At 76.9% G+C, this 811-nt stretch carries 1 protein-coding gene; it reads left to right on the forward strand.

From position 1 onward, the window contains the following. Positions 1–811 (forward strand): DUF4349 domain-containing protein (locus SSBG_RS04495; RefSeq protein ID WP_008745033.1); only part of this gene is annotated, 811 nt, incomplete at both ends.

Consider the following 811-nt stretch of genomic DNA (forward strand, 5'->3'; position numbering starts at 1 on the left):
GCCGCCGGGGCGAAGGCCGCCGGGGCGAAGGCCGCCGGGGCGGACGGCGCGCGGGGCGGCGGGGACTCGGCGAAGTCCGCGGGCGGCGGCGGAAGCGCGGCGAAGTCCGCGGCCGGGAGCGGTAGGGCGGACGCGCCCGCGCCGAAGGGCCTCCACCTCATCCGTACGGCCACGCTGCGGGTACGGGTCGCGGATGTCGCTCGGGAGGCGGACCGGGCCAGGGACGCGGCCGCCGACGCGGGTGGTTTCGTGAGCGAGGAGTCCACGACGGGGACGGACGGCGGGCGCGAGACCTCCCGGCTGACGTTGCGCGTGCCCGTGGACTCCTTCGACGCGGTGCACCGGGCGCTCTCGGACGGCCCGGGCACCATCCTCGACGACCGGGTCCGCTCGCAGGACGTGTCCGCCCAGGTGGTCGACATCGACAGCCGGGTGCGGACGATGCGGGCGAGCGTGAACCGGGTCAGGGCGCTCATGGACGACGCGGTGAAGATCGCGAACGTGACCGCCCTGGAGGGCGAACTGAGCACGCGCGAGGCAGACTTGGAGTCGCTGCTCGCCCAGCGGGCGAAGCTCGGCGACCGTACGTCCCTCGCGACGCTCACCCTCACCGTCGAGGAAGCGGGCTCCCCCGCCGGGACGAAGGCGAAGGACCGGGCGGGCTTCGGCGACGCGCTCGCGGGCGGCTGGCACGCGCTCGGCGCGACCGCGCGCGTCGTCGGCGTCGTCCTCGGCGCGCTCCTGCCCTTCCTCGCCCTGGCGGCCGTGGTGCTGCTCGTGGTGGGCGCGGCGCGCCGGGCCGTACGCGGAC

It is taken from the genome of Streptomyces sp. SPB074 (assembly GCF_000154905.1).
Classification (GTDB): Bacteria; Actinomycetota; Actinomycetes; order Streptomycetales; family Streptomycetaceae; genus Streptomyces.